The organism is Amycolatopsis bartoniae, from assembly GCF_014191255.1.
Lineage (GTDB): Bacteria > Actinomycetota > Actinomycetes > Mycobacteriales > Pseudonocardiaceae > Amycolatopsis_E > Amycolatopsis_E bartoniae.
The window spans coordinates 949177-975442 of sequence record NZ_JACHWH010000002.1; the positions used below are offsets into that span (position 1 = coordinate 949177).

The window sequence follows — 26266 nt, forward strand, 5'->3', positions numbered from 1 at the left end:
GGTGAGCGACCCGGCTGAACTGATCGACCCCCTGGTGAGCGAACTTCCGAAATGGCTGCCCACCCAACGGTGGTTCGGTGGGAAGGACCGGCCGATCACCTCGGTCCGGCCGCTGGGCACGACGGTGCTGCAGGAGGGCGACCCGCTGCTGCTGCACATGATCGTCGAGGTGTACCAGGGCGACCGCATGGCGCCCTACCAGCTGGTGGTCGCCAGCCGGGACCAGCTCCCGGAGTACCTGGGATCCAGCTGGATCGGCACCGAGCGCGGCCGCCCCTGTTACGAGGCCACCGGCGACGCCGACGTCACCGGCCGGCTGCTGGACCTCATCGCGGAGGGCGCGGACGTCGGCTCGCTGAAGTTCCGGCACGAGCCGGGCGCCGAGGTGAAGGGCGGCCTGCGTGGCCGTCCCATCACCTCCGAGCAGAGCAACACCTCGCTCGTCTACGGCAACTCCTACATCCTCAAGCTGTTCCGCAAGCTGTCGCCGGGTGAGAACCCGGACCTGCTGCTGCACCGCGCGCTGCAGGAGCAGGGGTGCGAGCACATCGCGCCGCTGCTGGGCAGCATCACCGGCGACCTGTACGGCGAGCCGGCCACGGTCGGGATGCTGCAGCAGTTCATCACCGACGCGGTGGACGGCTGGGCCATGGCCACCACGAGCGTGCGCGATCTGATGGCCGACCCGGAGCTGCCGCCGGACCAGGTGGGCGGCGACTTCGCGGGCGAGTCCCAGCGGCTCGGCCAGGCCGTCGCGAAGGTGCACAACGACCTGCGGCGGGCGCTCGGCGAGCAGGTGGCCGAGGCCGAGCACCTCGACGAGGTCGTGAAGATCATGCAGGCGCGGCTCGACTCGGTGGCGCAGGTCGTGCCGGAGCTCGCCGAGTACGCGCCCGCGCTGCGGGCGGCGTTCGAGAAGCTGCGCGAGCTCTCCGGTCCGGTCCCCATGCAGTACATCCACGGCGACCTTCACCTGGGGCAGGTCCTGCGGACGGTCACCGGCTGGCTGCTGCTGGACTTCGAGGGCGAACCGGCGGCGCCGCTCGCCGAGCGGTCCGCGCTGCGCTCGCCGCTGCGAGACGTGGCGGGCATGTTGCGCTCGTTCGACTACGCGGCGCACCAGATGCTGATCGGGCAGCCGGAAGACCCGAAGCTCACCGAACGGGCACTGGAGTGGTCGAGGCGCAACCGGGACGCGTTCTGCGACGGGTACGCCAAGGCCGCGCCGGAGTCCATCGGAGACCCCCGCTCGCAGGTGCACCTGCTGCGGGCACTGGAACTGGACAAGGCGGTCTACGAGGTCGCCTACGAACACGCGAACCGGCCGGAGTGGCTCGGCGTGCCGCTCGCGTCGATCGCCCGGATCGCCGAGGAGGCGAGCAACCCGTGACCGAACTGCCCGACGGCGCCCCGGCCCCAGCGGACATCGACCGGCTGCTGGACGGGTCGCACCACGATCCGCACTCGGTGCTCGGCGTGCACACCGTCTCCGACCAGGTGGTGGTCCGCGCCTTCCAGCCGCACGCCCGGTCTGTCACCGTGGTGGCCGCAGACCACAAGTTCGAGCTGACGCGCGTGGTGGACGGCCTGTTCTCCGGCACGGTGCCCGAGAACCCCGGCGACTACCGGCTCGAAGTGGACTTCGACGGGCACGTCGTGGAGGTCGACGACCCGTACCGGTGGCTGCCGACGGTCGGTGAGCTGGACCGGCACCTGATCGGCGAGGGCAGGCACGAGCGGCTGTGGGACGTGCTGGGCGCGCACGTGCGCCGGTACGACACGCCGCACGGCGTCGTGCGTGGCGTGTCGTTCGCGGTCTGGGCGCCGACGGCGCGGGGCGTGCGCGTGATCGGCGACTTCAACGGCTGGGACGGGCGGTCGCACATGATGCGCTCGCTCGGCTCCTCGGGCGTGTGGGAGATCTTCATTCCCGGGCTCGACGCGGGGACCGTCTACAAGTACCGGATCCTCGGCGCGGACGGGCACTGGCACGAGAAGGCCGACCCGCTGGCGTTCGCGACGGAACGGCCACCCAAGACGGCGTCGGTGGTCACCGAGTCGTCGTACGAGTGGGGCGACGACGCGTGGCTCGCGCAGCGCGCCGCCACCAACTGGGTCAATGCGCCGATGAGCATCTACGAGGTGCACCTCGGCTCGTGGCGGCCGGGGCTGGGCTACCGGGAGCTGGCCGACGAGCTGGCGGACTACCTGGAGGAGACGGGCTTCACGCACGTCGAGCTGCTGCCGGTCGCCGAGCACCCGTTCGGCGGTTCGTGGGGCTACCAGGTGACGTCGTACTACGCGCCGACGTCGCGGTTCGGTTCGCCGGACGACTTCCGGTACTTCGTGGACCGCCTGCACGAGCGCGGCATCGGCGTGCTGGTGGACTGGGTGCCCGCGCACTTCCCGAAGGACAGCTGGGCGCTGGCCCGGTTCGACGGGACGCCGTTGTACGAGCACGCGGACCCGCGGCGCGGCGAGCAGCCGGACTGGGGCACGTACGTGTTCGACTTCGGGCGCAACGAGGTGCGGAACTTCCTGGTGGCCAACGCGCTGTACTGGCTGGAGGAGTTCCACCTGGACGGGCTGCGCGTGGACGCGGTGGCGTCGATGCTGTACCTGGACTACTCGCGGCCCGACGGCCAGTGGGTGCCCAACGAGTACGGCGGCCGCGAGAACCTCGACGCGGTGCGGTTCCTGCAGGAGCTGAACGCGACCGTCTACAAGCGACACCCGGGTGTCCTGATGGTGGCCGAGGAGTCCACGGCGTGGCCCGGGGTCTCCCGCCCGACCCACCTCGGCGGGCTGGGCTTCGGCTTCAAGTGGAACATGGGCTGGATGCACGACACGCTGCACTACCTGGCGCACGACCCGGTGCACCGGATGTACCACCACAACGAGATGACGTTCTCGCTGGTGTACGCGTGGAGCGAGAACTTCGTGCTGCCCCTGTCGCACGACGAAGTGGTGCACGGCAAGGGTTCGCTGTGGGCGCGGATGCCGGGTGACGACTGGAACAAGGCCGCCGGGGTGCGGTCGTTGCTGGCGTTCATGTGGGCGCACCCTGGCAAGCAGCTGCTGTTCATGGGCGGGGAGTTCGCGCAGGAGCAGGAGTGGTCGGAGGAGCGTTCGCTGGACTGGCACCTGCTGGAGCAGCCGCTGCACGCCGGCGTGCGCCGGCTGATGGCGGACCTGAACCGGGTGTACAAGGCGTCTCCGGCGTTGTACAGCGCGGATTCCCGGCCCGAGGGTTTCCAGTGGATCGACGCGAACGACGCGAACAACAACGTGGTGAGCTTCCTGCGCATCGGCGAGGACGGTTCGCGGCTGGCGTGCGTGGCCAACTTCGCCGGCGGGCCGCATCACAACTACCGGATCGGCCTGCCGGTGGCGGGCCGCTGGCGCGAGGCGGTCAACACGGACGCGACCGGCTACGGCGGTTCGGGCGTGGGGAACCTCGGCGTGGTGGAGGCGGTGGCCGAGCCCTGGCACGGGATGCCGGCGTCCGCGGTGCTCCAGCTGCCCCCGGCCGGGGTGCTGTGGCTGGTGCCCGAGTAACCGGGCGTCGTCGGGCGGAATTTCCGGTCCCGGCTCGGCACGACGGGGGTCGTCGTGCCGAGCCGCCGGTTCCCGGGTGAGACTGGTGGCGCAAACGATCTCCACCGGCGAAGGGCACTCCCCATGGACCTCCACCTCCGCGACAAGCGTGCGCTCGTCACCGGCGCCTCGCAGGGCATCGGCGCGGCGACCGCCGAAGTGCTCGCCGAGGAAGGGTGCACACTGCATCTGGCCGCCCGCAGTGGATCCACATTGGACGCGTTGGCCGAGCGCCTGCGCGCGGCCCACGGCGTGGCGGTCCACGTGCACGTGGTGGACCTGCGCGACTCCGACGACCTGCACGGCCTGGCCGACGCCGTGCCTGAGCCGGACATCCTGGTCAACAACGCGGGTGACATCCCCGGCGGGCGGCTGGCGGACGTCGACGAGGGAACCTGGCGCCACGCCTGGGAACTGAAGGTGTTCGGCTACATCGACCTCACCCGGCTCGTCTACGCGCGCATGAAGGAACGCGGGCAGGGCGTGATCGTCAACAACATCGGTGCGGCCGGTGAGCGGTTCGACGGCGGCTACATCGCGGGCAGCAGCGGGAACGCGGCGTTGATGGCCTTCACCCGCGCGCTCGGCGGCCGCAGCCTGCACGAGGGCGTCCGCGTCGTCGGCGTGAACCCCGGGCCGGTGGAGACCGAACGCATCGTCAAGCTCATGAAGTCCAGGGCCCGCACCGAGTTCGGCGACGAGAACCGCTACCGGGAGCTGATGTCGGCGTTCCCGCTCGGGCGTCCCGCGAAGCCACGGGAGATCGCGGACCTGATCGCGTTTCTCGCTTCGGACCGTTCCGCCTACACCACCGGAACGATCGTCACCGTGGACGGCGGCCACGCGGCCTAAGGGCTGCAGGTGACCGCGGGCTGCACCGGGTCGCTTCCCGTGGTGGCCGCGGTGAAGCCGAACGACGTCGTGCCGCCGGGGGCGATCACGGCGTTGTAGCTCGCGTTCGTCACCGTCACCGCGGCGCCGTTCCGGGCGAGGGTGCCGTTCCAGAGGCCGTTGATCGCGTCTCCGGCGCGCAACTGCCAGCGGACGGTCCAGCCAGTCAGGCCCCGTCCTTCGTTGTCGCGCACGGTGACCTCGACCTGGTAGCCGTTCGGCCAGGAGTTGACGATCCGGTAGTCCGCCACGCACTCCGGTTCCGGGGCCGGGGCGCTGCTGGAGGTCGTCGCTGAAGGGCTGGACACCGGCGCGGCGGTCGACGGAGTGTCCGCGCCGCCGTGCACCAGGCTGCCGATGAGCACCCCGACCGCCAGCAACGCCACCGCCCCCACTCCGGCGAAAACCAGGCGGCGCGGCGGTTTCCGGCGGGCGGGCAGCAGCAACGTCGGCTCCCGTGGCGGCGGCACCGGCCTGCCCTGCGCCACCGCGTCCAGCGCCTCCTGCACCTCCGCCATCCGCGGCCGTTCGAGCGGCTCCGGCCGCAGCATCCGCGTCAGCACCTCGGTCAGCGGCCCCGCCTGACGCGGCGGCACGACCTCACCCCGCGCGACCCGCTGCAACAGCGCGTACGGGTTCTCGTCCCGCCCGAACGGCGGCGCCCCTTCGACCGCCGCGTACAACGTGGCGCCGAGCGAGAAGACGTCGGACGCGAAGGACGCTTCTTCCCCGCCCGCCACCTCCGGTGCCAGGAACGCGGGCGTTCCCGCGATCACCCCGCCGTCCGTCACGGTTCCCTCGCCGAGCGCGCGGGAAATGCCGAAGTCGGCGAGCTTCGCCGTCCCGTCGGCCGCGATGAGCACGTTGCCGGGCGTCACGTCCCGGTGCACGATGCCCTCGACGTGCGCCGCGGCCAGCGCCGACGCCACCTGGCTGCCGATCCCCGCGACGTACGCCGGCGGCAGCGGTCCCCGCTCGGCCGTGAGCGCGGCGAGGCTCTGCGACGGCAGGAACTCCAGGATCAGGCACGGCTTGCCGTCGTGCTCGACCACGTCGTGCACCGTGATGGCGTGCGGATGCTTCAGTTTGGCGGCGACGCGCCCTTCCCTGATCGCGCGCCGGACCGCCTGCTGGGCCGCTTCCTCGCCCGCGGTCTCGTCGAGCACGAGCTGCTTCACGGCGACGGTCCGGCCCAGGCGCTCGTCCCGCGCCTGCCAGACCACGCCCATCGAGCCGCGGCCGATCCGGGACACCAGCCGGTACCGTCCTGCGATCAGCTCGCCTTCGGCGGTCACGTTCCCTCCGGTCCCGAGGTCCTGGACGGCCATTCTAGGTACCACGGGTGCGGCGGCTGTGAACCGCGAACGCGTCAGCCGCGCGTCGTGAGCGCGAAGACCTTCAGGTTCGGTACGGCGGTGGTGGTGAACGACGTGAGGGTGCGGGTGGGGTCGGCCGGCAGGCTGACGTGCCAGATCCGCACGGTGCGGCCGTCCGCGGTGCCGTTGACGTTGTAACGCGTCGAAGCCGTCAGGGCGGTCTCCTCACCGAAGTGGGCGGCCGTGGCCGCCCAGTCGGTGATCGCGAGGTGCGCCGTGCTCGTGGTGCCGTCGCTGTAGGTGAAGGTCACGTCGGTCTGCTGGTCGCCGTTGACCGCGGTCGCCAGCAGCTCGACGGACCGGTACTTCCCCGGCGTGACGTAGTCGCGTTGGCCACGCAGGCTGGAGAAGTTCCCCGCCGTGCCCGTGGTCGGCGGAACCAGGTACGGCACCGACGCAAGCGTTTGCACACCCGACGGGGGCAGCTGCTCGGCCGGGAAGCTCCAGCCCTTGCCGTCGAGGTTGCCCTGCGCCTTGGCGTCCGCCGTCGCGATGCCGTCGATGTCGTACTGCGGGTTCTGCAGGCAGTCGGCACCCGCCGGGGTGCAGGCGGCGGGCAGGTTCGGCACCGCGGGTGCGGGCTGGACGTGATCCACCGGCGGCGTGCCCCACGTGCTCGGCGTCGAGCCCAGCGTGAACGTGACCTCGCCGCCGGAGTTCACGACCGACTCCGGCAGCCACGACTCCGCGTGGGCACGCCCGTCGAGCCGCACGTTCTGCACGTAGATGTTCGACGCGGAAGCGCCGGGGGCGTTGATGGTGATCGTCGGGCCGCCGCCGTCGCGCTTGACCCACGCCTTCGGGAACATCGGGCTGGACAACAACATTTCCGCGCGGCTCGGCGTCTGCGGGTACAGGCCGAGCGCGGCGAAGACGTACCACGCGGACATCGTGCCCAGGTCGTCGTTGCCGGGCAGCCCGCCGGGACCGGTCTTGTACACCAGAGACGCCATCGCGCGGACCGTCTCCTGCGTCTTCCACGGCTGCCCGAGCGCGTTGTACAGCCACGGCGTGTGGATGCCGGGCTCGTTGGTCGGGTCGTAGCGGAAGCCGTCGCCGCCGGTGGCCCAGGAACCGTCGGGGCGGTGGAAGAACGCGTCAAGTCGTTGTGCCGCAACGTCTTTCCCACCCATGGCCGCGGCGAGACCGGACACGTCGTGCTGGACCATCCAGGTGTAGGTCGCGCTCGTGCCCTGCGCGAACCCGAGGTCGGAGGTCGAGGAGAACGGCCACACCCACGTGCCGTCGGAGTCGCGGGCCTGCTGGTAGCCACCCTCCGGCCCGGCAGACGGGTTGAACGTGTTCCGCCACCAGCTCGCCCGCGGCAGCATCTCGCGGTAGACCTTGCGGTTGCCCAGGCGCTGCGCCCAGTCGGCGAGCGCGAAGTCCGCCGCGGAGTCCTCCAGCGTCTCGGCCGCGCCACCCCAGCAGTGGCAGACGTCCTGCGGTGCGTAGCCGAGCTTCAGGTACTCCGCGAGGTTCGGTCGCTGGCCTTCGCACTGCCCGGGACAGCCGGCGTCGGACAGCCCGGCCGGGTTCGGCACGGTCGCCTGTCGGTACAGGGAGTCGAAGGCGCCGCGGACGTCGAAGTTGCGCACGCCCATCGCGTAGAACCCGGCCAGCGTGGGCGCGGACGGGTCGCCCGTCATGACGTGCGTCGGCCCGTTGACGTGGATCCAGCGGTCCCACACGCCGCCGTTCTGCTGCGCCAGGTTGTACAGCGACTGCGCGAAGTCCCCGGCGATCCCGGGTTCCAGCAGCGCGAGCAGCTGCGTGTGCGCGCGGTACTCGTCCCAGCCGGAGAAGTTGCCGTACTGCGCCCGCTGTCCCGGCGCGAGCCGGTGCACCTGCTGGTCGCTGCCGAGGTACGTGCCGCCGACGTCGCTGGCGACGTTCGGCTCCAGGAACGAGTGGTACAGCGCGGTGTAGAAGGTGGTGAGCTGGTCGGCGCTGCCGCCGGCGACCTCGATCGAGCGCAGCTGCCGGTTCCACTCCTGCCGCGCGTCGGCCGCGACGGAGGCGACGGTGTCTCTGGGCTTCACCTCGGCGGCGAGGTTGCCGCGGGCCGCGTCGAGGCTCGTGTAGGAGATGCCGACCTTCATTTGCACGTCGGTGGCGTCGAAGCTGACGTAACCGCCGGAGCCCTTGCCCGCGCGGGCGGCGCCGGTGAGGTAACCCTCGCCGCCGTGCGCGGTGGTCGAACCGGGCTGCAGCTGGTCGTTCACCCACGTGCCCGTGCCGGAGAACGCCTTGTCGAACGATGCGACGAAGTACAGCCGGTAGTAGGTCTTGCGGTTGTTATCGCCGCCGTTGGCGCGGCGGCCGCAGAACGCGCCCGTGAGAACGGAACCGGTGACCGTGCGGGTGGCCGGGTCGATGGTGATCTCGGCGTCCTCGCTGCCATTGAGCGAGTTGGACACGCGGAAGAGCAGGTTCGCCGGGGAGCCCGCGGGGAAGGTGAACTCGCCGACACCCGCACGCGTGGTGACGGACAGGTCGGCCTTCACCCCGGAGTCCAGCGTGACCGTGTATCGGCCGGGCTGCGCGTTTTCGTTGTCGTGGCTGAAGTTGCTCGCGTACACCGCGTCCGTGGTGTCGGCGGTCGGCGACGACGTGACCGCACCGGCGAACGGCAGGATCGGCACGTCACCGGCGGCGCCCGGGTGGCAGCCGGCGCCGTTGACGTGCGTCAGCGCGAAGCCGCGGGTGCGGGGCGTGGCGTAGGAGTACCCGTTGGCGCCCGCCGCGTTGGTCTGGTCCCCCGCGGTGTTGGTGGGGCTCCACGAGATCATGCCGAACGGCCGCACCGCGCCGGGATAGGTGTTGCCGCCGTTGGCAGAACCGATGAGCGGATCGGCGTAGCGGACCGGATCGGTGACCTTGGCGGCCGCGGCTTCGGCCGGCACGGCGGGGAGCAGCGCGCCCACCAGGGCGACCGCGAGCAGGGATCGAATCACCCGCCGATCCCAGCCGTCCGGTTCGACCGGAACGTGAACTCCGGCGGACGACCAGGGGTCGGCGAGGTCAACTTCGCTTTCATCGAGCGACAGGATGCCACTCCGCGCGGGGCAGGGGTACCCGCCGTTCGGCTGCCGCGGGCGCGGACGGCGACCCGCCACGGAGATCGGCCGCTATTCGTTCCACGTCGCGGTTTTCGTGTGGTGTGCTGCCGTTCATCCGCGGCGGCCGCTGCCGCCGGTGGTTGCGCTCGATGAGGTAGCCGAGCAGGACCAGGACCGCGAGGAAGAGGATCAGGTTCGTCATGGCACCAACTGTCCGCGCAGCCAGATCCTGCCAACAGTGGCAGATCTGACGACCTGCGCTAAAATTCCGCCATGCTGAAAACCGTCGCCGTGGTGGTGATCGAGGACGTGGCCCCGTTCGAGTTCGGGGTGATCTGCGAGGTGTTCGGCATCGACCGCAGCGACGACGGCGGGCCGAAGTTCGAGTTCCGCGTGTGCGGCGAACGCCCCGGCGAGCCGGTGCCCACGTCGATCCCCGGCGTCGCCCTGACCCCGGCGTACGGGCTGGACGGCCTCGAAGACGCGGACCTCGTCGCCGTGCCCGCCGTCGCGATCCGCGACGAGTACCCGTCCGCCGTCGTCGCCGCGGTCCAGGCCGCGGCGGCCCGGGGCGCGACGCTGCTGTCCGTCTGCAGCGGCGCGTTCCTGCTCGGCGCCGCCGGGCTGCTCGACGACCGGCACTGCACCACGCACTGGCACCACATCGGCGAGTTCCAGGAGCGCTTCCCCGACGCGAAGGTCGATCCGGACGTGCTGTTCGTCGACGAGGGCGACATCATCACCAGCGCGGGCACCGCCGCGGGCATCGACGCGTGCCTGCACCTGGTCCGCCGGGAGCTGGGGTCGGCCGTGGCCACCGTCATCGCGCGGCGGATGGTCGTGCCGCCGCAGCGGGACGGCGGGCAGCGGCAGTTCGTGGAGACCCCGGTGCCCGAGTGCACGGCCGACAGCCTGCAGCCGATCCTGTTGTGGCTGCAGGAGAACCTCGCCGAGGAGCACACCGTCGCCACGCTCGCGCGCCGCGCGCAGATGTCGGAGCGCACCTTCGCCCGCCGGTTCGTCGCCGAGACCGGTACGACACCGCACAAATGGCTGTCCGCGCAACGGGTTCTGCACGCGCGCACGCTGCTGGAGGAGACGCGGCTGGGCATCGAGGAGATCGCGCGCGAGTGCGGGTTCGGCACGGCCGCCCTGCTGCGCCACCACTTCCACCGCGTGGTGGGGGTCTCACCGCACGACTACCGGCGGACTTTCGCGCACGCTTGAGGCATGCTGGCTGCCGTGGCTTATGACGTGGACGCGGTACGCAGGCACTTCCCCGCGCTCGGTGAGGGCGCCGCGCACTTCGACGGGCCGGGTGGCTCGCAGGTGCCGGACGTCGTCGGCGAGGCCGTCGCGGCGACGCTCACCGCCGCGATCGCCAACCGAGGTAGCGTGACCGCCGCCGAGCGCCGTGCGGAGCAGGTGGTGCGGGACGCGCGCCAGGCCGCGGCGGACCTCGTGGGCGGGCGGGCGGAGGGCGTCGTGTTCGGGCGCAGCATGACGCAGCTGACCTACGACTTCTCCCGTGCGCTGGCGAAGACGTGGCAGCCCGGCGACGAGGTCGTGGTGACCCGGCTCGACCACGACGCCAACATCCGCCCGTGGGTGCAGGCCGCCGAGGCGCGCGGGGTGACGGTCCGCTGGGCCGACTTCGACCCGGCGACCGGGGAGCTGCCGGCGGACGCGATTCCGGTGACCGAGCGGACGAAGCTGGTCGCCGTCACGGGGGCGTCGAACCTGCTCGGCACCCGGCCGGATCTGCCCGCGATCGCCGAGCGCGTGCACGAGGTGGGCGCACTGTGCTATGTGGACGGTGTGCACCTGACGCCACACGCGCCCGTTGATCTGGCGTCGCTGGGCGCGGACTTCTACGTCTGCTCGCCGTACAAGTTCCTCGGCCCGCACCTGGGTTTCGTGGCCGCGGCGCCGGAGCTGCTGGAGACGCTGCACCCGGACAAGCTCGCGCCCTCCACCGATGCGGTGCCCGAGCGCTTCGAGCTGGGCACCCTCCCCTACGAGCTGCTCGCGGGCGCCACGGCGGCGATCGACTTCCTCGCCGGGCTCGTCCCCGGCACCGGCTCCCGGCGCGAACGCCTGCTCGCGTCGATGCGCGCGCTGGAGGAGTACGAGAACGCGCTGCTGCTCCGCTTGGACGAGGGCCTCGCCGGAATCGACGAAGTCACCCGCTACGGCTCCCCCACCCGCCACCGCACGCCGACGGTACTGTTCACAGTGGACGGTGTGCCACCCGACGAGGTTTATCGCCGTCTGGCCGATCGAGGCGTGAACGCACCGGCGGGGAGCTTCTACGCTCTCGAGTGCTCCCGACATCTCGGCCTGGGGGACGCGGGCGCGGTACGGGCGGGAATCGCGCCCTACACGAACGAGTCCGATGTGGACCGTCTGTTGGCAGCGGTCGAGGGCTTGAGGTAGCGGTCGAACCAGTCGCGGGTCCGGTGCAGCAGGTCGAGCTGGTGGCCGCGTTCGAGGATGGCGTGGTTCTCCCGCGGGTAGACGACTCCGCGCCACCGGAATGCCCGACGCGCGCTGACCTGGCTGGTTCACCGCCGCTGCGACGTCCTCTACGCCATGCTCCGCAACCACACTCACTACCACCCACCCGGTTCTGCCGCGGCTTGACAGCCACATGGGGACGCCCGGGAAAGCGATTCTGCTCACCGGTTTCGCTTGGCGAGCAGTCGCGCGCGGATGGACTGGGACTGAGCCACTTCGGCGATGGTGAGTGCCATTGCCAGGCCGGCGTCGTGGACGAACCGGTCGCCTTCGGGGCCACCCGCGGCGGCGGCGAAGGCGGCGGTGTGGTTGCCGTCTTCGGGCGGGAGGTCGTAGGAGAGCATCGGGTGGATCGCGGGGATGCGCAGCGAGACGTTGCCCATGTCGGTCGAGCCGAACATCTTGTCGGGGTAGTCGGGGAACGTCCGCCCGATGACTTTGGCGTTCTTCTCGAACACCGAAGCGAGGTCGGGGTCGTGGCGGAACTCGCGGTAGATGGAGGGCAGCGAGGTGTACTCCACACTGGTGCCGGTGGCGACGGCGCCGGCGTCGAAGCAGCGCCGGACCCGTTCCCACACCTGGTCGACTTCGTCGATGGTGTCGCAGCGGATCATGCAGTCGACGACCGCCCGATCGGCGATGACGTTGACCGCCGACCCGGCTTCCTTGACGATGTGGTGCACCCTGATGCCGTCGCGCAACTGCTGCCTCAGCAGACCGATGGCGGTCTGGGCGACGACGGTCGCGTCGGCGGCGTTGAGCGCGTTCCAGGGGCGCGACGCGTGCCCGCCACGACCCGTGTACATCACCTGCCAGGACCGCGAAGCACGCAACTGCGGGATGACGACGTCCTTGAGCGACGGGTGGACCATCATGGCCGCGTGGGTGCCGTCGAACACGCCGCGGTTGACCATGATCTCCTTGCCGGTCCCCTTTTCCTCCGCGGGAGTGCCGAAGACCCGTACCGTCAGCCCGAGCTCGTCGGCGTGGGGCGCCAGCGCCAGGGCGGCACCCATCGCCGCGGCCGCGATCGTGTTGTGGCCGCAACCGTGCCCGATGCCGGGGAGCGCGTCCATTTCCGCGCAGAGACCCATCACCAGGTCGCCGGATCCCGTTGAGGCCACGAATGCCGTCGGCAGGTCGGCCACACCCTTCTCCACCGAGAACCGCCCACCCTCTCCGAGGACCGCGATGAGCGCCGCCGACGTTTCGTGCTCTTCGAAGGCCAGTTCGGGATTGGCGTTGATCCGGTGCGACAGCTCCAGGACCGAGTCCAGGTTCTGCTCGAACACGCGCTCGATGCGCTCCTTGATGCCGGTCATCGGGACGAGTCCTTTCCGGTGAGTACGTAGTCGGCGATCTGGGCGTGCGTGGCGAACCAGACGCCCTCGTGCGAGGCGATGTGCTCGAGCAGCTCGGTGAGGATGGTGATGCGGGAACGGTGACCGATGCAGTGGGGGTGCAGGGTGAGCTGGAAGATCCCGTGCTCGGCGTAGGCGACGTCGAACTCGTCGCGCCAGATCGACAGCACCCCGCGTGGGGTGGTGTAGGGGCGCAGGTAGGTGAACCGGTCCATCATGAAGTACGGCATGTCGTCGCGGATCCACTCGACCGGCAGTTCGACAATGCCGGTGGGCTCACCGTCGGCGAGGACTTCGTAGCAGTCGTCGTCGGCCATCAGTGACGAGTCGTACGTCAAGCCCAGCTCGCGCACGATCCGCAACGAGTGGGGGGAAAGGTCCCACGACGGGGTGCGGATGCCCACCGGGCGCGTTCCGACGAGGCGCTCCAGCGTGTCCGCGGCCCGGAACGCCAGGTCGCGTTCCGCTTCGGGCGACAGCTGGGTGTTGCGTTCGTGGATCCAGCCGTGCAACGCCACCTCGTGCCCCTCGTCCACATAGGACTTCGCCTCGCCGTCGTGGAGCAGCGCGGACACGGCGGGCATGAAGAACGTCGCCGGCGCCTCGAAGCGCCTCAGTAGCTCCATGATCCGGGGCACCCCGACCCGGGCACCGTACTCGCCCTGCGACAACTTGCCCGGCAGCACTTCGCCGTCCCGTAGCGCGGGCGTTTCGTGGTCGGAGTCGAACGACAACGCCACAGCGACTCTCGCCCCACCAGGCCAGGACTCCGGGCGCAGCGGACGCCCGGCGCGCACCCGCTCGACGTGCCCGCGCCAGGTTCGCTCATCCCACTGCCACGGCTGCTGCTCGGTCATGCTTCCTCCAGAACGTCATGGTTCGTCGAAGTGCGCCGGACAAGCCCGTCCTCCTCGACCGAGGTGGACGGATCAAGCTCTTGTGAACACCGCGGGCCGGGCCTCCCCGGGCCACACGCGGAACACTGCGCTCCAGCGCCAGGGCTCCGCCGGCAACGCGGCTTTGCGGGGGAGGCGCCTCGGCGAGGTTTCACCGAACGCGGCGTTCCGTACCCCGGCGGCGTCCAGCGCCCGTACCGTGTCGCGCGTGCCCTCGGCGCCGTAGTCCAGCGCGTGGTTCATGGTCAGGGACACCAGGTCGAAACCGAATGCGCGAGCTCTCCCGCGCCGAGGCCGGCGCACGCACGCATCGTGACCAGTTTCCCGGCGCGCTGCCCGGATTCGGTGAGCGGAACCTCCAGGTCCCCGATTGTCAGGTCGCCGCCCTGGAGAAGCCCGAACGCCGGATCGCCAGGGCCGCCGGGCTCCGCGACCGGCCGCGGGGGCCGCCCCGAGACCACCAAGTCTCCCATGATCGTCAGATCCATCTCGCTCCGTTCCGCAATGCGATATGGCGTGCTACATCGTAATACGAGAGATGAGCCCGGTAAAGCGTGCCGTCATGAGAAATGGCGGTGCGCAAGTTGGTACGCTCCCCTCCTCATGCGGGACCCAGAGGATGACGATGACCTCGCCGGACAGGGCAAGCCGGGCAGCGGCGTCCGGTCGATGAACAGCGTGCTCAGTACGCTGCGCGTGTTCGAAGAGGTCGCCCTGCGGCAGCCGATCGGCGTTTCGGAACTGGCCCGCACTACGGAGATCCCGAAGAGTTCCGTGCAACGGTGCCTGGTGACGCTCCAGCAGGCAGGATGGCTGAAGATCGTGGACCCCGAGCGCGCGCGCTGGGGCGTGACGATGAAGGCGCTGACCCTCGGGCTGCGCAGCGCCGGCGAACAAGACCTCCGAGAAGTGGCGGGTCCCATCATCAAGCGTCTCGCCGCCGACACCGATGAGACGGTGCTCCTCGGCGTGCGCGACGGCGAAGACTACGTCATCGTCGCCCGGGAGGACACCACGCAGGTCGTCCGCGTCGTCCAGGAGGTCGGTTCGCGGGTGCCGCTGCGTGCGACGTCCGCAGGATGGGCGATCATGGCGCACCTCGGCGAGGCCGAGGTGAACGAACTGCTGCGGCGTGAGCTCAGGGAGGTCGAGCAGGCGCCGGTGCCGGACGCCGACGAGCTCCGCGAGGAGATCGCGCGGACCAGGGAACGCGGGTACGCCCTCAACGGCTCGTCGTCGTGGTACCGGCCCCAGGTGGCTTCGATCGGCGTGGCTATCACGGACCCGGCCGGGCAGCCCATCGCGGGACTGACGCTGTCCGTGCCGGCGATGCGCTTCGACCGTGCGCACGCGAAGGTCTGGGCACCATTGGTGATCGCGGCGGCGGACGAGATCGGCCGACTGCTTTCGTCCGTCTGATCGCGTCGCCACCAGGCGCGGTGCCGGTCCATCACCCGTCCTCTTTCGTGCCACATGGCGAACCGGCGTGCTGAGTTGTAGCATAACCGTTGCGTCCAGCATCTGCGCAGACAGCGGACCGCGAAGGAGTCCGGATGCCGGTGAACCTTTCCCCGGATGGATCAGTCGAGTGCCCGCTTCTTCGCACCGTCGGGCATCGTCATGATCGTGACCACGCCGACGGCCACCGAGGCGACGACGTAGATCCAGATTTTGTCCTGCTGTCCGATGCTGGCCAGCCAGGTGGTGAAGTAGGGCGCGGTGCCCCCGAACACGGCCACCGCCGCCGCATAGGGGATTCCGGTGCCGCTCGTGCGCACCGGGGTCGGGAACAGCTCGGCGTAGATGGCGGCCACGTTCGCCGAATTGCCCACGAGCAGGATCACGCCGACAAGCTCGACCAGCAGCAGCGTCCAGAACCCGCCGCCGTCGAGCAGGTGGTAGGCCGGCCACGCGAACACCGCGAAACCGACCAGGAAGAACATGAAGGTGGAGCGCCGGCCCAGACGGTCCGACACCAGTCCGCCGAGCGGGAGCAGCAGCATGAAGACAACGACCGCGAGGGAGTTCGCGAGAAGTGCCTTGTCCAGGCTGAGACCGGTCGTAGTGCTGGCGTAGCCAGGCATGTTGGTGATCCACAGGTAGTAGAGGATCGTGCCGGGAACCGTGATCCCGACGACGCGGAGCAGGCCCAGCTTGTGTTCGGCGAACAGCGTCTTCACCGGCCCGTGCGGTTTGCCGGACAGTTCTGCGTTGCCGAAGTGCTCGGTCTCCTGTGTACGGGACCGCAACCACAGGACGATCAGCCCAAGGGCGGCGACGACCGCGAAAGCTATCCGCCAGCCGAACGCGTGCATCTGCGCCTCGTTCAGAGCCGAGGTCACGACGAGCCCGAGCAACGAGGCGAGCAGCACGCCGGCCGCTGTCGACACCTGCTGGAAAGACCCCGCGAACGCGCGCCTCCGCGGCGGCGCACTCTCCACTATGTACGACACCGCGCTGGGCCATTCGCCACCGGCGGAGAAGCCCTGCACGAGCCTGGCCACCAGCAGCACCACGGGTGCGAGCACCCCGATGCGCTCGTAGGTCGGACACACCGCGATGATGAAACCACCGGCCGACATCAAGGTCACGGTCAGCGCCAGTGCCCTTTTGCGACCGTACCGGTCGGCGTAGGCGCCCAGGACGACGGCGCCGACCGGGCGCACGAAGAATCCCACCGCGAAGATCGCCAGTGTGGACAGAAACGCGGTGACGGTATTGCCTGACGGAAAGAACTGGCCTGCGAAGACCGGCGCCAGGGCGGAGTAGACCCCCCAGTCCAGGAACTCGATCGCGTTCCCGAGCGCCCCGGCGAAGATCGCCTTCCGGCCTTTGCGGGTGATCCTGGTCGGGCGCACGACGCCGCCGACGGTGTCGACCGCGGCGACGATGTTTTCTTCTGCTGGCATGGGCTTTTCCTTGGGATCACAGCGGAGAAACGGGGGCAGGGTGTGCTTCGCCGAGGGCGCCCGGCGGGTGTAGCGACGGACACCCTCGCTTAGATCGGATTAGCGTATTACGCTAATCTTGTATGTCAAGATCTGGCGCTACCGCCGGATGCGAAGTTGTGAGGGAGTGAGTTCAGCTGTGCCCAGCACAGAATCCAGCGGCCCCGTGATGAGCCCATTACGACTGCGCGAAGTCACGGTGCCCAACCGCTTGTGGATGTCTCCCATGGCCCAGTACTCGGCGGGCCCCGACGGGAAGCCGACCGACTGGCACCTCGTGCACTACGGTGCACGAGCGGTGGGCGGGGCCGGCCTGATCATGGTCGAATCCGCGGCCGTCGGACCACTGCACCGCACCACCTCGGCGGATCTCGGGATCTGGAACGAGGACCAGGCCGCCGCACACCGCCGCCTGACGTCGTTTCTGTCTGGACAGGGCACGGTTCCCGGGATCCAGCTGCTGGCCGCGGGCCGGAAGGGGTCGCACCAGGTGCCCTGGGTGGGCGAGGGGCAAAACGGCCCGGTGAGCATGGACGACGGCGGCTGGGAGCTGATCGCGCCGTCACCGATCCCGTTCGGCGACCTGTCCGTGCCCCGGGAAGCCGGTCACGCCGACCTCGACGAGGTCGTGTCGGCCTTCGCCAACGCGGCGAGGATGGCGCACCTGGCGGGGTACGAGGTCGCCGAGCTCCACGCCGCGCACGGGTACATCCTGCATCAGTTCCTGTCCCCGCTGTCCAACCACCGGACGGACGAGTACGGCGGCAGCCTGCAGAACCGGATGCGCCTCCCACTGCGCGTGGCCCGCGCCGTCCGGGAAGCGTTCCCCGCCGGAAAGCCCGTCTTCGTGCGCATTACCGCCACGGACTGGGTCGAGGGCGGCATCTCCGTCGAGGAGGCGGCCACGTTCGCCAAGGAACTTGCGGCCGTGGGCATCGACCTCCTCGACGTCACCTCCGGGGTGCTGGTGCGGGACCGGGAGGCCAGGCCACCGGCCAGGGACGGCGTCAACGTCGAGTTCGCGAGCGCGCTCAAGAAGGCATCGGGACTCGCCGTCGCCCCGGTCGGGCAGATCGGCGACCTCTCACTGGCCGGCGAGGTCGTGGCCGGTGGCCAGGCCGACGCCGTGCTGATCGGGCGCCCGTTGCTTCGCGACCCGTACCTCGCGCTGCGCAACTGGCCCAGCGACAAGACGGCGTGGCCGAGCCAGTATCACCGCGCGTTGTGAGACCGGACGTGGAAGAGGAAAGGAAACTCGCATGACCGTGCCCAAAAGGACAACCACGAACCGCGAGGTCCAGCGGCCGCACGACACGACGATCCGGTACACGATCAGCGGACCGGCCGAGGGCCCGACCCTGGCCTTCATCCACGGATGGGGCTGCAACCGCAGGGATTTCGACGCTGTGATCGGCTTCCTACCCGCGCACTACCGCGTCCTCGCGATCGACCTCGCCGAACACGGCGAGTCCCGGTCCACGCGCGAGGTCTGGACGATGGAGGAGTTCGCCCGTGACGTCGCGGCCGTGCTGGCAGCCGAGGCAGTGGTCAGCTGTGCGGTGGTCGGGCACTCATTGGGCGGAGCGGTGGCCGTGGAGACCGGCCGGATCCTGCCTGAGGTCGTCTCGCACGTGATCGCGCTCGACGCCCTGCACTACCTCTCCCTGTTTCCCGCACAGGACGAGCAGCAGGCCCACGCGGTGCTGCAGCCATTCCGGGAGGACTTCGCCGCGGCGATGCGGGGCATGGTCGAGGCGGGTTCGCCGGAAGGCACCGATCCGGCGCTGAACGACGCCTACTTCGCGAAGATGGTGACGGTGCGGCAGCCTGCGGGCCTGCGCTCGCTGGAAGGGCTCGTGCACTGGGACATGGACGCCGCGCTGCGCGAGGTCACGCGGCCGGTCACGCTGTTCGCGGTGCGTTCGATCCTCAGCCAGGAAGCCATCGAACGATACGGCGACCGCATCCACATCGTGCCCGTGGACCTCGGAACGCACCACTTTCACGTCGAGTCGCCCGAGGGCACGGCCGAGCTGCTGGTCGACACTTTGTCCGAATAGGACGGTGAAGCACCCCGGACCGCCACCGCCCTCACCCGACGGAGCGGGCCGGGGCTCAGCCGGCGTCGGGCTCCTGGTCCTCGCGCTGACGCGCGGCGAGTTCGCGTAGTGCGGCGGCCCCCGCGTTGCGGACGTGGAGCTCACACGCCGCACGAGCGGCGTCAGCGTCAGCGCGCACAGCCGCGGCGTCGTGGATCGCTTCCAGTTCGCGGACCGTCTCCGGCGCACGCCCGTCAGCCTGCAGGGACAGCCCGCGCAACATCTGGACGCGGGCGTGGATACCGCGGAGGGTCGATTCGATGACCGGATTCACCGCCCCGGCGATAAGAACGTCGTAGAACTCGTCCTTCATCGCCAGCCGCTCGGCCAGGTCGGCCTTGCGGTAAGTGCGGGCGAACCGCCGCACCACCTTGCCCAGCTGCTCACGCTGCCCGGCCGTGGCCCGTTCGGCGAACAACGCCCCGGCCAAGCCCTCCAGCGCGCCCCGCACCTCGAACAGCGCCTTGGCGTCGAAGGCCGTCAGCTCGGTGACGACCGGCCCGCGGTTGGGCACCGTGGTCACCAGTCCTTCGGACTCCAACTGCCGCAAGACCTCGCGGATCACCGTCCGGGAGACCTCGTACCGCGCACACAGCCGCGCCTCGACCAGCCGCTCCCCCGGTTTGAACTCCGCTGCCAGAATGTCCTGACGGAGCACTTCGAGTACTTGGGACCGCAGCGGCGCGGCGACGCGCTGCACCCGTTGCCCTGCCACGCGGCCTCCTTCCGTCGCCAGTACGCTATCACTGTAATACCGGCATCGCGGGGCGGCGACAGGGCGTGCGCCGTCACCGGGTCAGGTTGACCCCGGTCACCTTCGCGAGGTAACGCGCGATCTCGGACTGATCCGGGTTCGCTTCGCCGAGGCCGGCGAGCGCGGCCTGGCAAAACCGGACACAGGCTCGCGACACCTCGGGCGACAACCCCAGTGAGGTCGCCAAATCCAGTGCGGTGGTGATGTCCTTGACGGTCAACGGAAGCGAGAACCCGACCTGAAACCGCCCGTCCAGCACCTCCGGCCCGATCTTGACCTCGGTCGACTGGTTGCGGCCGGTGGAGGAGTTGATGACGTCGAGCATGGTCCGGGGATCCAGACCGAACTTGGTTCCCACGACGAGCACCTCGAGCGCGCCGACCAGGCCGATGGCGGACAGCAGGTTGTTGAGCGCCTTCAGCGCGTGCGCCGAGCCCGCGGGGCCGACGTGCGTCACCGAGCTGCCCATCGCGCGCAGCAAGGGAAGCGCCCGCTCGTAGTCCCCGGCCTCGCCGCCGGCCATGATCGTCAGTTCGGCGGTCGCGGCCTTGCGCGGGCCACCGGAGACCGGCGCGTCGACCATCGCCACGCCGCGCTCCCGGAGCCGCTTCGCCAGCTCCTGGGTCGTCCTGGGCACCGACGAGCCCATGTCGACGACGAGCGCGCCCGGACGCAAGCGGCCGGCGAAGCTCCCGGGGTCTGCCGGATCGCCGAGCACCTGCTCGACGACCGAGCTGCTGGGCAGCATGAGGATCACTACGTCGGCGCCGGCGCCGTCGTCGAGACGGGTCAACGCCCTGACACCGGGGTTGCCGGCGGCGGCGTCGGCCGCGTCGGGGTTGGCGTCGAAGGCCGCTACCGGTAGGGATCGCGCGAGATTGCGAACCATGGGCTGCCCCATGGTGCCCAAGCCGATGAAGGTGACAGCGTCAGTCATGACCGTCCTGCCTTCCCGTCACGCGTGGCGGTGCCCGAACCCGCGTGGAAAACCTCCACGGTCGGCTCCAGGCCGTCTGCGCCCACGACCTCGCACCAGGCATCGAAGCCGGCCTGGAAGGCCACGATGCCGGCCTCGGGCAGGCTGATCTCGATCGCCTCGAGGATCTCCCGCGGGGTGAGGCCGAGATCGAGCGCGACCTTGATGTGGCTCTGGATGTGCCCCTTCGAAGCGCGCATCACGGTGAGGCTGACGATGAAGATGAGCTCCTTCGTCCTGCGGTCGAGCGCCCGCTGGTCGAGGTACGCCGCGCCGACGAGACCGTTGGCCGCCTCCAGCACGCCGAAATCCTGCTTGGCCATCACCTTGTGGTAGTCGAGGACGTAGCCCCGCTCGCGGGCCATGTCGTCGATGTAGCGCTGCGGATCCCGCACAGCCGCCATGATGACTCCCTTCGTCAAGGCAGTACTGTAATACAGTAATATAGGCTGATCAACCCGCCTGGCGCACGGAGGCAAGAACCGGATCGACAGCTCGATCCCACGCGCCGGGTCGGAATGCACGAGAACCCATTTGTCTGAGGGACGAGCATCTGGCGTCTTGGAGTCGTGTCGGCCCGGCGTTCGTGGCGCAGGGCGAGGTGGCGGTAGCCGGTCAGCCAGGCATCGATCGATGATCCATCGGTAGCGGCCGGGACGTTCCTTGGATTCGATGCCTTCACACGACAGACGAGGTTGGATTCCTTCGTTGTTGCCCGCGGAAATGCCGGTCGTGATTGGCGGGCCGGTGGTGGATTTCCGACGGGGTTTGCCGCGATCGATCGGGCTCCGGCCGCCCTTTTGGGCCCGCACGTGGGCCGCGCTTCCGTGCTCCAGCCACCGCGAGCCGCCCGAGCGCGTAATCAGGCGGCTCGCTGCGCAGATGCGGGTAATCCGCCCCAGCCCCCCGTGGAGCGGGTGATGGTGCTCGCTGCACCGAACACCGCCGGAACATCACGCCACGCGACCCCACACCGGTACGCCCTCTGATCTCCGAGAGCAATCGAAAACCGCGACACACGGCAGCAACCCAGCAAACAACCGGCAACTGTGCCAGACCCGCCCTCGTCGGCGGGGTCTTCGCCAGGTAGACCAGCCGCCAGCCGGTGCCGGTCTGCCGCCAGGTGACCCGTACCGCCGGGCCGAGGTTGCGCACGGTGCCGTCCGGGTCCAGCAGGGGCAGCTCGGGCTCCTGCACGCCGGGATCGAGCGTGTCCTCGGTCCAGGTGAGCACGGGCCGCGGCACCACCTCCGCGACGTGCCGGTCGCCGAAGTGGGCAGGTGGCGAGAGCCGCACCTCGCGCGGTGTCTTCCCGTCCACGACCAGCTCCGCCGTCAGTTCCGTCATGAATTCACTGTGCCAGGGCGCGGGCTGCCGTTACCGTCAGCGGCGTGCCCGACGACCTCTTCGCCAACCCCCGCCTCGCGGGGATCTACGACCTGCTCGAAGGCGACCGCGACGATCTCGGCCCCTACCTGGCCTTGGCTGAGGACCTCGGCGCGCAGCACGTCCTCGACATCGGTTGCGGGACCGGGACCTTCGCGTTGCTGCTGGCCTCTCGCGGGTTCGACGTCACCGGTGTCGAACCCGCCGCCGCGTCGCTCGACGTTGCTCGTGCCAAGCCTGGTGCGGAGGAAGTGCGCTGGATTCACGGGGACGCCACCACCCTGCCCCCGATGCGGGCCGATCTCGCGACCATGACCGCGAACGTCGCTCAGGCCATCGTCGAGCCCGAGGCGTGGCGGGGCACGCTCCGCGGGGTACACGACGCGTTGCGGCCTGGCGGCCACCTGGTCTTCGAGAGCCGCGACCCCGCCTACCGCGCCTGGGAGGGCTGGAACCGCGCCGCTTCGCACCACGTCACCGGCGACGTGGAGAGCTGGGTCGAGCTACTCGACGTGAGCCTGCCGCTGGTGACGTTCCGCTGGACGTACGTCTTCCCCGACGGCGAAACCCTCACGTCCGACTCCACGCTCCGCTTCCGCACCCGGGACGAGATCGAAGCCGACCTCCTCGCCGCGGGCTACGGGGTCGACGACGTCCGCGACGCGCCCGACCGGCCCGGCCGCGAGTTCGTGTTCGTCGCCTCCCGCTGACGCAGCCGGTCGAGAATTCCGTCCAGGGCAAGGAGATCCTCCGGCGGCAGGGACAGCAGCGCCGCCGGCGGCGCCGACAGGATCCTCGACGCCGTGGCCGCCGCGGCGTGCCCCGCCGGGGTGGGCTCGACGAGCTTCGAGCGCCGGTCCTCCGGGCGCACCCTGCGCTCCACCAGCCCGCGCTGCTCCAGATCGTCCACCAGCACCGTGGCGTACGGCCGGTCGATCAGCAGCTCCTCGGCCAGCTCCCCGAGCGTCATCGGGCGCACCGCGAGCCGCCGCAGGGCCTTGGCCTTGACGAAGCTCAGCCCCAGCTCGTCGACGACCTGCTTGCGGCGGTCGTACCGGTCGACCACCAGCTCCCGCATCCGCTCCCACACCCGCCCGGCCAGCGTGGTGCCCGATGGTTCGCTCGCAAGCTCGCTCACGCGGCGACCCTCTCCTCCTCGACGAAGTGCTGCGCCGTGCGGCGCGCCCACGTGCCCGTGGTGACGAAACCGAGCACGAGCACCACGACGCCGCAACCGACCATGATCCACCAGGCCGGTGCGCTCGCCGCCGCGAACCCGGCCTCGATCGGCCCCCGCACGCGCGACGTCACCACCGCGCCGAGCACCGCGACACCCAGCGCACCGCCGACGACCCGGCTCGTCGAGGCGACCGCCGCCGCGACACCCGCCTGCTCCCGCGGCATCCCCGACACCGCCGCGTTCGTGATGGGCGGATTGACCATACCGAAACCGATCCCGAACACCAGGTACGTCACGACCAGCAGGAGCAGCGGCGAATGCGCGGTGAGCGTGGTGAGCAGCAGCCCCGACACGAAGATCCCCGCCCCGCCGGCCACGAGCGGCACCCGCGCGCCCCGGCTGCCCACGATCCGGCCCGACACCGGGGCCAGCACGAGGATCATCGCCGCGGTGGGCAATGTCAACAATCCGGCGTGCAGAGGAGAGTACCCGCGGACAGTCTGCAAGTAGATCGCGTTGAGGAACAGAAAACCGCCCATGCACGCGAAGCCGGAGATCGCGATGACCGTCGCACCGGAGAACGGCGCGCTGGTGAAGAACCGCGGGTCGATCAACGGTTCCGCGCGCCGCTTCTCGTACGGCACCAGGCACAGCACGGCGGCCGCGGCGAGCACGAAACAGCCGATCGTCTGCGCCGAACCCCAGCCCGCGTGCGGCGCCTCGATGATGCCGTAGGTCAGGCTGCCCAGGATCACGAACACCAGCAGCTGCCCCACCGGGTCCACGCGACGGGCCCGCGCGGCGCGCGACTCCGGCACGAACAGCGCGGCGAGCACGAACGCGACGACGCCGATCGGCACGTTGATCCAGAAGATCGACCGCCAGCCGACCGCGTCCACCAGCGCCCCGCCGACCACCGGCCCGAGCGCCATGCTGATCCCGAACACCCCGCCCCAGACGCCGATCGCGCGCGCCCGCTCCCGCGGGTCGGTGAAGGTGTTGGTGACGATCGACATCGCGACCGGGTTGAGCATCGAGCCGCCGACGGCCTGCACCATCCGGAACACGACGAGCAGCCCGACGTTCGGCGCCAGGCTGCACAGCAGCGAGCCGATCGTGAACACCGCCAGCCCGGTCTGGAACGTGCGGCGCCTGCCCAGCCGGTCCGCGGTCGACCCGGACAGCATCAGCAGGCTCGCGAGCACGAGCGAGTACGCGTCCACGGTCCACTGCAGGCTCGAGACGCCGGTGGCGAAGTCGTGCTGGATCGACGGCAGCGCGAGGTTGACGATCGTGTTGTCCATCGAGACGACGAACAGGCTCAGGCAGCAGATGGCCAGCACGAGCCAGCGGCGGCGGTAGGTCAGCTCCGGCAAGAGCACTCCAGGATAGTTGTAGATCTATAACAGTTAACACTCTACAACTTTTGGCTCTGGACGGGATTCATCTAATGATTTAACGTTTGTGGTCGGTGCCTTCGATGGAGAGGAACTGGTCGTGACGGGTGAGCGGCGGAGTGCGGCGTGGTTCGGGGCGTCCGGCCGGGCCGGGATGATCTACCGGTCGTGGATGCGCAACCAGGGCTTCGGGCCGGAGGTGTTCGACGGACGGCCGGTGATCGGCATCGCGACGAGCGCGTCGGAACTGGCTCCCTGCAACGCGCACCTGCACCGGGTGGCCGAGGCGGTCAAGCGCGGGGTGTGGCAGGCGGGCGGGTTCCCGCTGGAGTTCCCGACGATGGCCACCGGCGAGACGCTCATGCGGCCCACCGCGATGCTCTACCGCAACCTCATGGCGATGGAGGTCGAGGAGCTCATCCGCGCCAACCCGCTGGACGGCGTCGTGCTGCTTTCGGGCTGCGACAAGACGACCCCGGCGATGCTGATGGCCGCGGCGAGCGTCGACCTGCCCGCCGTGATGGTCACCGGCGGGCCGATGCTCAACGGCAAGTACCGGGGCACGGACGTCGGGTCCGGCACGCATGTCTGGAAGTTCGAGGAGGAGCTCAAGGCCGGGCGGATGACGCAGGAGGAGTGCTTCTTCGCCGAGGGCTGCATGGCCCGCTCCAACGGGCACTGCATGACCATGGGCACCGCCTCCACGATGGCGTGCCTGGCCGAGGCGCTCGGCATGCAGCTGCCCGGTTCGGCGGCCTGGCCCGCGGTGGACGCGCGCCGGTTCGAGATCGGGCAGGCCGCGGGGCAGCGGATCGTGGGAATGGTCGAGGAGGACCTGCGCCCCTCGCAGATCCTGACCCGGCAGGCGTTCGAGAACGCGATCCGCGTCAACGCGGCCATCGGCGGGTCGACGAACGCGCTGGTGCACCTGATGGCGATCGCCGGCCGCGCGGAGGTGCCGCTCGCGCTCGACGACTTCGACGTGCTGGCCCGCGCGGTACCGACGCTGGTGAACCTCATGCCGTCCGGGAAGTTCCTGATGGAGGACTTCTGCTACGCCGGTGGCCTGCCGGTGGTGATGCGCGAGCTGCTGGAGCACGGGCTGCTGCACGGCGAGTGCGTGACCGTGACGGGCAAGAGCGTCGCGGACACGGTGAGCGGGGCGGAGAACTACGGGCCCGAGGTGATCACCAGCGTGGCCGAGCCGTTCCAGCCCGCGGGCACCGGAACCGCTGTGCTGCGCGGAAACCTGGCGCCGAACGGGGCGGTGCTCAAGCAGTCGGCCGCGTCCCCGGAGCTGCTGACCCACACCGGCCCGGCGCTCGCGTTCGACACGGTGGAGGACTACCACGCCGTCGCGGACGACCCCGACCTCGACGTCACCCCCGACACGATCCTGGTGATCCGCGGGGCGGGGCCGAAGGGCTATCCGGGGATGCCTGAGGTGTCCAACGTGGCGCTGCCCGCGAAGCTGCTCAAGGCGGGGATCACCGACATGGTGCGGATCTGCGACGGGCGCATGTCGGGCACCGGGTACGGCACGGTCGTGCTGCACGTCGCGCCGGAGTCCGCCGTGGGCGGCCCGCTCGCGCTCGTGCGCAGCGGCGACCGGATCACGCTCGACGTGCCGAACCGGTCGCTGACCCTGCACGTGGACGACGAGGAGCTCGCCGCCCGCCGCGCCGCGTGGCAGCCGCCGGAGTCCACCATCACGAGCGGATACGCCTGGCTGTACACGCAGCACGTCGGGCAGGCCGACACGGGAGCCGACTTCGACTTCCTCCGCGGCCGCCGGGGCCACACCGTGCCCCGGGACTCGCACTGAC

24 protein-coding genes are annotated in these 26266 nt (G+C 70.1%); 10 read left to right on the forward strand and 14 right to left on the reverse strand.

Annotation, left to right across the window (positions count from 1 at the left end; genetic code table 11):
• The first annotated feature begins 1 nt into the window (after window position 1).
• The 3 genes from FHX82_RS16430 to FHX82_RS16440 all read left to right on the forward strand — a co-directional run bounded on the left by FHX82_RS16430 (window position 2) and on the right by FHX82_RS16440 (window position 4449).
• The gene (locus FHX82_RS16430; protein WP_145932662.1) at window positions 2–1390 is read left to right on the forward strand and encodes a maltokinase N-terminal cap-like domain-containing protein; all 1389 of its coding nucleotides are present in this window, start codon (window positions 2–4) and stop codon (window positions 1388–1390) included.
• A complete protein-coding gene (gene glgB, locus FHX82_RS16435) occupies window positions 1387–3558 on the forward strand; it encodes a 1,4-alpha-glucan branching protein GlgB (protein ID WP_145932661.1) in 2172 nt (723 codons plus the stop codon). Before FHX82_RS16430 ends, glgB begins: the two co-directional genes overlap by 4 nt.
• Window positions 3559–3681: 123 nt before the next feature.
• Window positions 3682–4449 (forward strand): SDR family oxidoreductase, encoded by a 768-nt coding sequence (locus tag FHX82_RS16440; RefSeq protein WP_145932660.1) that lies wholly within the window; start codon window positions 3682–3684, stop codon window positions 4447–4449.
• Here the strand turns inward: FHX82_RS16440 and FHX82_RS16445 are convergent.
• The 3 genes from FHX82_RS16445 to FHX82_RS16455 all read right to left on the reverse strand — a co-directional run bounded on the left by FHX82_RS16445 (window position 4446) and on the right by FHX82_RS16455 (window position 9128).
• A complete protein-coding gene (locus FHX82_RS16445) occupies window positions 4446–5783 on the reverse strand; it encodes a protein kinase domain-containing protein (protein WP_145932659.1) in 1338 nt (445 codons plus the stop codon). The two genes, FHX82_RS16440 and FHX82_RS16445, sit on opposite strands and share 4 nt — an antisense overlap.
• A gap of 74 nt (window positions 5784–5857) precedes the next feature.
• Window positions 5858–8821, reverse strand: a complete 2964-nt coding sequence (locus FHX82_RS16450) for a GH92 family glycosyl hydrolase (protein WP_229881356.1) — start codon at window positions 8819–8821, stop codon at window positions 5858–5860.
• A 79-nt stretch (window positions 8822–8900) separates the two neighbouring features.
• A complete protein-coding gene (locus FHX82_RS16455; RefSeq protein WP_145932658.1) occupies window positions 8901–9128 on the reverse strand; it encodes a hypothetical protein in 228 nt (75 codons plus the stop codon).
• Between the two features lie 71 nt (window positions 9129–9199).
• Between FHX82_RS16455 and FHX82_RS16460 the strand changes: the two genes are divergently transcribed.
• On the forward strand, window positions 9200–10153 hold the full coding sequence (locus tag FHX82_RS16460; RefSeq protein ID WP_145932657.1) for a GlxA family transcriptional regulator: 954 nt from the start codon (window positions 9200–9202) through the stop codon (window positions 10151–10153).
• A 3-nt stretch (window positions 10154–10156) separates the two neighbouring features.
• On the forward strand, window positions 10157–11362 hold the full coding sequence (locus tag FHX82_RS16465; RefSeq protein WP_183176657.1) for a cysteine desulfurase-like protein: 1206 nt from the start codon (window positions 10157–10159) through the stop codon (window positions 11360–11362).
• Window positions 11363–11604: 242 nt separating this feature from the next.
• Here the strand turns inward: FHX82_RS16465 and FHX82_RS16470 are convergent, their stop codons facing one another.
• From FHX82_RS16470 to FHX82_RS16485, 4 genes are all read right to left on the reverse strand, one after another.
• On the reverse strand, window positions 11605–12765 hold the full coding sequence (locus tag FHX82_RS16470; protein ID WP_145932656.1) for a M20 family metallopeptidase: 1161 nt from the start codon (window positions 12763–12765) through the stop codon (window positions 11605–11607).
• Window positions 12762–13661, reverse strand: a complete 900-nt coding sequence (locus FHX82_RS16475) for a polysaccharide deacetylase family protein (RefSeq protein WP_145932655.1) — start codon at window positions 13659–13661, stop codon at window positions 12762–12764. Before FHX82_RS16475 ends, FHX82_RS16470 begins: the two co-directional genes overlap by 4 nt.
• A 72-nt stretch (window positions 13662–13733) precedes the next feature.
• Window positions 13734–13943 carry a CapA family protein gene (locus tag FHX82_RS16480; RefSeq protein WP_145932654.1) on the reverse strand — a complete coding sequence of 70 codons (210 nt, stop codon included), beginning with the start codon at window positions 13941–13943 and terminating at the stop codon, window positions 13734–13736.
• A 2-nt stretch (window positions 13944–13945) separates the two neighbouring features.
• Window positions 13946–14188: a CapA family protein gene (locus FHX82_RS16485; RefSeq protein ID WP_145932653.1), complete on the reverse strand. Its 243-nt coding sequence runs from the start codon at window positions 14186–14188 to the stop codon at window positions 13946–13948.
• A 115-nt stretch (window positions 14189–14303) separates the two neighbouring features.
• On the opposite strand from FHX82_RS16485, the gene FHX82_RS16490 reads away from it, so the two are divergent.
• Window positions 14304–15119 carry an IclR family transcriptional regulator gene (locus tag FHX82_RS16490; RefSeq protein WP_145932652.1) on the forward strand — a complete coding sequence of 272 codons (816 nt, stop codon included), beginning with the start codon at window positions 14304–14306 and terminating at the stop codon, window positions 15117–15119.
• 161 nt (window positions 15120–15280) lie between these two features.
• Here FHX82_RS16490 and FHX82_RS16495 read toward each other — a convergent pair whose 3' ends face one another.
• The gene (locus FHX82_RS16495) at window positions 15281–16609 is read right to left on the reverse strand and encodes an MFS transporter (protein ID WP_145932651.1); all 1329 of its coding nucleotides are present in this window, start codon (window positions 16607–16609) and stop codon (window positions 15281–15283) included.
• 208 nt (window positions 16610–16817) lie between these two features.
• On the opposite strand from FHX82_RS16495, the gene FHX82_RS16500 reads away from it, so the two are divergent.
• On the forward strand, window positions 16818–17876 hold the full coding sequence (locus FHX82_RS16500) for an NADH:flavin oxidoreductase/NADH oxidase (RefSeq protein WP_145932717.1): 1059 nt from the start codon (window positions 16818–16820) through the stop codon (window positions 17874–17876).
• A gap of 31 nt (window positions 17877–17907) precedes the next feature.
• Window positions 17908–18708, forward strand: a complete 801-nt coding sequence (locus tag FHX82_RS16505) for an alpha/beta fold hydrolase (RefSeq protein WP_145932650.1) — start codon at window positions 17908–17910, stop codon at window positions 18706–18708.
• A gap of 55 nt (window positions 18709–18763) precedes the next feature.
• On the opposite strand, the gene FHX82_RS16510 is transcribed toward FHX82_RS16505, so the two are convergent.
• The 4 genes from FHX82_RS16510 to FHX82_RS16525 all read right to left on the reverse strand — a co-directional run bounded on the left by FHX82_RS16510 (window position 18764) and on the right by FHX82_RS16525 (window position 21824).
• Window positions 18764–19462, reverse strand: coding sequence for a GntR family transcriptional regulator (locus FHX82_RS16510; protein WP_229881361.1), 699 nt, complete (start codon window positions 19460–19462; stop codon window positions 18764–18766).
• 73 nt (window positions 19463–19535) lie between these two features.
• Window positions 19536–20438, reverse strand: a complete 903-nt coding sequence (locus FHX82_RS16515) for an NAD(P)-dependent oxidoreductase (RefSeq protein ID WP_145932649.1) — start codon at window positions 20436–20438, stop codon at window positions 19536–19538.
• Window positions 20435–20881 carry a carboxymuconolactone decarboxylase family protein gene (locus tag FHX82_RS16520; RefSeq protein ID WP_145932648.1) on the reverse strand — a complete coding sequence of 149 codons (447 nt, stop codon included), beginning with the start codon at window positions 20879–20881 and terminating at the stop codon, window positions 20435–20437. The genes FHX82_RS16515 and FHX82_RS16520 overlap by 4 nt, the downstream gene beginning before the upstream one ends.
• Window positions 20882–21155: 274 nt before the next feature.
• A complete protein-coding gene (locus FHX82_RS16525) occupies window positions 21156–21824 on the reverse strand; it encodes a hypothetical protein (protein WP_145932647.1) in 669 nt (222 codons plus the stop codon).
• 44 nt (window positions 21825–21868) lie between these two features.
• Here FHX82_RS16525 and FHX82_RS16530 point away from each other — a divergent pair, with 44 nt between their 5' ends.
• A complete protein-coding gene (locus FHX82_RS16530) occupies window positions 21869–22573 on the forward strand; it encodes a class I SAM-dependent methyltransferase (RefSeq protein ID WP_145932646.1) in 705 nt (234 codons plus the stop codon).
• On the opposite strand, the gene FHX82_RS16535 is transcribed toward FHX82_RS16530, so the two are convergent.
• Window positions 22501–23001, reverse strand: a complete 501-nt coding sequence (locus tag FHX82_RS16535; RefSeq protein ID WP_229881363.1) for a MarR family winged helix-turn-helix transcriptional regulator — start codon at window positions 22999–23001, stop codon at window positions 22501–22503. The genes FHX82_RS16530 and FHX82_RS16535 overlap by 73 nt on opposite strands.
• On the reverse strand, window positions 22998–24419 hold the full coding sequence (locus FHX82_RS16540; protein ID WP_145932645.1) for a DHA2 family efflux MFS transporter permease subunit: 1422 nt from the start codon (window positions 24417–24419) through the stop codon (window positions 22998–23000). The genes FHX82_RS16535 and FHX82_RS16540 overlap by 4 nt, the downstream gene beginning before the upstream one ends.
• Before the next feature lie 121 nt (window positions 24420–24540).
• On the opposite strand from FHX82_RS16540, the gene FHX82_RS16545 reads away from it, so the two are divergent.
• A complete protein-coding gene (locus FHX82_RS16545; protein ID WP_145932644.1) occupies window positions 24541–26265 on the forward strand; it encodes an IlvD/Edd family dehydratase in 1725 nt (574 codons plus the stop codon).
• Window position 26266 lies beyond the last annotated feature (1 nt).